The sequence below is a fragment of the Stappia sp. TSB10P1A genome (genome assembly GCF_900185725.1).
Classification (GTDB): domain Bacteria; phylum Pseudomonadota; class Alphaproteobacteria; order Rhizobiales; family Stappiaceae; genus Stappia.
Genome location: NZ_FYAU01000017.1, coordinates 1 through 5138, shown reverse-complemented (window position 1 = coordinate 5138; position 5138 = coordinate 1). Strand labels below are relative to the sequence as shown.

Sequence of the window (5138 nt, the reverse complement as noted above, 5' to 3'; positions counted from 1 at the left end):
TTGGCCGCAACGGGCTGCGCGAGGAGGTGGCCGACCATCCGGCCCTGCGTCTGATCGCACGGCCAAACGCCCATTACGGCGACATCGCGCTCTGGTCCGGCACGGTGCTATCCTGGTGCCTCGCCGGCAACGCCTACTGGCTCAAGGTCCGGAATGGGCTCGGCCGGCCGGCCGAGCTCTGGTACGTGCCGCACTGGACGATGGAGCCGAAAGGCTCGGATGACGGGTCGGAGTTCCTGACCCACTACATCTACAGGCCGGGGGGCGGCATCGCGCCGATGCGGATCGACCCCGCCGACGTGGTGCATTTTCGGCACGGGATCGACCCGCGCAATCCGCGCAAGGGCATCCCGCCGCTCGACGGTGTCATTCGCGAGATATTCATGGATCTTGAGAGCTCCAATTTTGTGGCCTCGCTGCTGCGCAATATGGGCGTGCCCGGCATGGTGCTCAGCCCGAAGTCCGGCGGCCACGTCTCAGACGACGACGTCAAGGCGACCAAGGCGTGGATCCGAGAGGCCTTCGGCGGCGATCGGCGCGGCGAGCCGCTGGTCATGGGGGCGCCGACCGATGTCGCGCAGTTCGGCTTCAACCCGCAGCAGATGAACATGTCGGAGGCGCGGGACATCGCCGAAGAGCGGGTCTGCGCGTCGCTCGGCATCCCGGCAGCGGTGGTCGGATTCGGCGCCGGCCTGCAATCGACCAAGGTCGGCGCCACCATGACCGAGCTGATCAAGCTGGCCTGGCGCAATGGTGTGCTGCCGGTGGGGCGCGCGTTCGCCGACGAGCTGGACCGCTCGCTCGTGCCCGATTTCGGCCGGGCCGACGGCCTCAAGGCGGGCTGGGACACGAGCGAGGTGCTTGCCCTGTCCGACGATGAGGACAAGCTGACGACGCGCGTCATGTCGCAGGTGGCCGGCGGACTGATCACCCTGGCCGAGGGGCGCGATGCGCTCGGCTGGGATGTCGACCCGTCGCATCAGATCTATCTGCGGCCGGCGATGGCACTCGAAACCCCGGCTGGATCGGCGACGGCCGCGCGTTCCAGCGCGGCACTCCCGGCACCGCAGCCAAAATCCGGCCAGAAAGCGCGGGCGACGCCGGCGCAGCGGCGGGCGGGCGCGGCCTATGTGCGGGCGCTCCAGCAGCAGGAAGAACCGCTGCAAAAGGCGATGGAGCAACGGCTCGTGCCGTATTTCTCGGGACTCGGCCGCGAGGCGGCCGCCGCTGCCCGGCCGCTGCTGGCGGCGGAGGACCTGACGCCGAAAGACGCGCCCGCCGGCGAGACCAAATCCAGCGACCTGGTCGTGGCGCAGATACTCGACGCTCTCGGCATCGCGGCGCATCGGACGGCGCTCCAGACGCTCTATGAGGCTCATTACCTCGATGTCGCGCAGGCCGTCTCCGATGCGGCCGGGCTGATCGGCCTCACCGCCACGCTGCCCGACCCGGTCGCCCGCTCGATCGTCGGCGCCGGCGGGCGGCGCGCGGGCCTGATCGACCTGGAGGCGCAGACTCGCAAAGCCCTCTTCGAAGCCCTGGCCGATGGCCGGGCGGCGGGCGAAGGCGCGGAGGCCCTGGCGGCGCGGATCTCCGAATATGTCGAGGGCGGCCCCTGGACAGCGCCCGGCATCCGCGCCAGGACGATCGCGCGCACCGAGACCAAATACGCCCAGAACATCTCGACGCTGGAGCGCGCCAAGGCGGCGGGCGTGCAGCGCTTCGTCGTCTTCGACGGCCGGCTTGGGCCGGGCCGGTCGCTGGACGAGCACATCGCCCGTGACGGCTCCATCGTGACGGCGGATGAAGCCGCCCAGATGGCATCGGACGAGCACCCCAACGGGACTTTGAGTTTTGCGCCGCATTTCGGCGAAGGAGAGGACTGACATGGAGACCGAAACCAAGGGCCTGACGGTCACGGACATGGACGAGGCCGGCAAGGGGCTGGCAAAGATTGCCTCGCTGTCGGCCATCGACCACGACGGCGACACCTACATGCCGGGCGCCTTCGCCTGGAAAGAACAGTGGGTGCCCCTGCTGCCCGCCCACAATCGCAACGCGATGCCGTTTGGAAAAGCGCGGATCCACGAGAAGGGCGATGCGGCCTATGCCGACCTGCATCTCAACCTTGACTCCAGCGTCGGCCGGGATTGGCACGCCGCCCTGAAGTTCGACCTCGCGACGGGCAAGAGCGTGCAGGAATGGTCCTACGGCTTCGACGCCCTCGACCATGGGCGCGAGCTGCGCGACGGGGCCGTGGTGCGCGTCCTGAAGCGCCTCGATGTCCACGAGATTTCGACGGTCGTACGCGGCGCGGGCACCGGCACCGGCACACTGTCGCTTAAGTCGCGCACGGGTTTTGCGGAGCAGCTCGACCGGTTGATTGCGGATCTCGGCGACGCCATCCAGCGGGCCGACGACATCAAGGCCCTGCGGGCGGCCGATGGGCGCCCGCTCAGCCCGGCGCGCATCGAGCAGTTGGCGGCTCTGAAAGACCGTCTGGACACGCTGCTCTTCACGGGACAGGCGGACGAGGAGGCGGCGCGCAAGGCGCATGCGGATCTGGAGCGGCTGGCCGCCGATCTGATCACCGCCGATGCGCGCCGCCGTATCCGGCGGTGACATCGAAAATAAGCCCCACGGAGCGCGCTGGCGCCCCGTGGCGCATCATCGGGCGCGAAAACCGCGTTTTCGCGTCCTGCCCCCTTTGAAACCCCTTTGACGGCGATCCTACCGGCTTGCCGGCGCCCCTGGATGCGGCCGCAGCCGTCATGGGTGGATTTGCGCTCGCGGATCGGGCACTCTTTGCCCTGATCTCTCCCCGGCATCTCTCCCCTCATTGCGCCTCCCGCGCACCTGCGCGGATGTCGGCGGACCCGATACCTCTCCAAACTCGCTGACGTTACCTGGCCCGCGCTGACGCGGGCGTATCCATTCAGGCCGCGCGCGGACGCGGAGGCCTCAGCGACCAGAGAGACGCGATGTCGACCCTTGACGAAATCCGCGAGAAGCTCGCGGCAAAGCAGGACGAGCTGAAAAAGGTCTTTGATGAGGCCGAAGTCACCACCGACAGCGGTCAGAAGTCGTACGACTTCGCCCGCGTGAAGTGCCTCGGCGACAATGTCCGGGGCTCCATCGCCGTCGCCGAGAAGGTCAAGGCGATGGATGACGAGCTGAACGAGCTCGGCGAGAAGGCGGACAAGCTGGAGGCGGCCGAGCGCGCGGCCAAGGGGCTTGCCGAGCGCGAGAAGGTCCGGGGCCGCCCGCCCATGCCCGGCGGCCGGGGCAATCACCCGAGCGTCGCCGATCGGGTCAAGTCGCTCGGCGAGATGCTGGCCGAGGAAAAGGCGTATTCGGACTGGATCAAGCGCGGTACGCCGGGCGGCATCGACTTTTCCTACGATGTCCTGCCGTCCGACATCCTCGCGAAGGCGATGCAGGTCGAGACGCTGCTGACCAAGGCGCTGATGTCGACCGCTGCGGGCTTTGCGCCGGAGAGCGTACGGCTGCCCGGCTTCGTCGAGGCGACGACGCGCCCGCTGCAGCTCATCGACATCATCCCCATGGCGCAGACCGGTCAAGCGGTCATCAAGTACATGGAGGAGACGACGCGGGTCCATGCGGCGGCGGAGACGGCCGAGGGCGGCACCTATGCCGAATCGGAATTCGCCTTCACCGAGCGCTCCTCCGACGTGCGCAAGATCACAGACAGCGTGCCGGTGACGGACGAGCAGCTCGAAGACGTGCCGATGATGGGCGGTTACATCAACGGCCGCTTGATGTTCGGCGTGCGCCAGCGGCTGGATACGCAGGTCTATGTCGGCAATGGCACCGCGCCGAACCTGCGCGGCATCGTCAATGTCGCCGGCATCCAGGCCCAGGCGCGGGGTGCCGATCCGGTGCCCGACGTGTTCTACAAGGGGATGACCAAGGTCCGCACGGTGGGCCGTGCCGTGCCGACGCATCACGTGATGCATCCGGAGGACTGGCAGGGTGTGCGCCTGATGCGCACAACGGACGGCGTCTATATCTGGGGCAACCCGTCCGAGGCAGGTCCCGAGCGCATGTGGGGCCTGGCGGTGGTGCAGGCCGAGGCACGCGCCGCCGGCTCCGGTCTCGTCGGCTCTTTCCAGTCCCCCTGGATCAGCCTGTTCGAGCGCTCCGGCGTCGATATTCAGGTCGGCTATGTCAACACGCAATTCGTGGAGGGCAAGCGGACGGTGCGCGCCGACATGCGCGCGGGTTTCGTCGTCAGCCGGCCGGCAGCTTTCTGCAACATCACCGGCCTCTGATCGGCCGACCTCCGGCCCCGCCGCCGTCGCGCGTCACGGCGGGGCCGGGAGACCCCTATCAACCGAGGGCATCATCATGCCGACAATCACCGGATTTTCCGTGCCCGTGGGCTGCGCCCTGATCCCTGGCGGGCCCGTGGGCGAGCACCAGGTGCCGGGCAGCATCAAGCCGGGCGACACCCTTCTGTCGGTCGAGCACATCACGGACGGCGCCACGCCGACGCGGGTCGACCGCACTTCGGAATTTTCCATCCACGCCACCAAGGGCGGCGTCATCGAGAACGATACGACCAACACGACGGGCGACTATCTGCACGTCCTGTGGGCGAGCAACGAGGGCTGATCTCATGCAGACGGCACAGGAAAGACTGTATCTGACGGCGGACAGGGACCGCGTCGTGCGCGAGGGCGACAGGGCGGCGGCTTTCCTCTACGCGGCGCCCGGTGACGAGATCCCGGACAGCGCCGTGCAGCGCTTCGGCCTGGTCGGCGGGCGGCTGCCGGACGGCAAGGGCAAGCCGGCCACCGAAGACAAGGAGCGCAAGCCCGCCGGCGACAAGGAGAAGGCGCCGGCCGATACCAAGGGCGACGGCGCCGGCGACGATCTCACCCAGATCAAGCGCGTCGGCAAGGCAACGGCGGCGGCCTTCGCCGCCGCCGGCATCACCTCCTTTGCCGCGCTTGCCGCCGTCGACCCCGAACACCCGCCGGTGGTGATCTCCGGCGCCGGCGAGGCCGACTGGGCCGCGTGGGTGGTGGAGGCACAGGAGCGGATCGAGGCGGCCGGCGGCGGCGCGTAATCCCGAAGCGAAAGCCCCCGAGGGCAACGGCGCGACTGGCCCGGAG

Annotated in this window: 5 protein-coding genes; all 5 read left to right on the top strand. The window is 68.7% G+C overall.

Going from position 1 to position 5138, the window contains the following annotated elements:
* Positions 1-1886 (top strand): phage portal protein (locus TSB10P1A_RS06650; protein WP_186387134.1); only part of this gene is annotated, 1886 nt, incomplete at its 5' end.
* Positions 1887-1923: 37 nt separating this feature from the next.
* Positions 1924-2622 (top strand): HK97 family phage prohead protease, encoded by a 699-nt coding sequence (locus TSB10P1A_RS06645; RefSeq protein ID WP_244293011.1) that lies wholly within the window; start codon positions 1924-1926, stop codon positions 2620-2622.
* A 359-nt stretch (positions 2623-2981) separates the two neighbouring features.
* Positions 2982-4292, top strand: coding sequence for a phage major capsid protein (locus tag TSB10P1A_RS06640; RefSeq protein ID WP_186387132.1), 1311 nt, complete (start codon positions 2982-2984; stop codon positions 4290-4292).
* Between the two features lie 76 nt (positions 4293-4368).
* A complete protein-coding gene (locus TSB10P1A_RS06635; protein WP_186387131.1) occupies positions 4369-4635 on the top strand; it encodes a hypothetical protein in 267 nt (88 codons plus the stop codon).
* Positions 4636-4639: 4 nt separating this feature from the next.
* Positions 4640-5092 (top strand): helix-hairpin-helix domain-containing protein, encoded by a 453-nt coding sequence (locus TSB10P1A_RS06630; protein ID WP_186387130.1) that lies wholly within the window; start codon positions 4640-4642, stop codon positions 5090-5092.
* Positions 5093-5138 lie beyond the last annotated feature (46 nt).

Excerpts from the sequence above, each read along its gene's own strand:
- TSB10P1A_RS06635 (WP_186387131.1), top strand. The coding sequence starts at position 4,369 with ATGCCGACAATCACCGGATTTTCCGTGCCCGTGGGCTGCGCCCTGATC.
- TSB10P1A_RS06640 (WP_186387132.1), top strand. The coding sequence starts at position 2,982 with ATGTCGACCCTTGACGAAATCCGCGAGAAGCTCGCGGCAAAGCAGGAC.
- TSB10P1A_RS06645 (WP_244293011.1), top strand. The coding sequence starts at position 1,924 with ATGGACGAGGCCGGCAAGGGGCTGGCAAAGATTGCCTCGCTGTCGGCC.
- TSB10P1A_RS06630 (WP_186387130.1), top strand. The coding sequence starts at position 4,640 with ATGCAGACGGCACAGGAAAGACTGTATCTGACGGCGGACAGGGACCGC.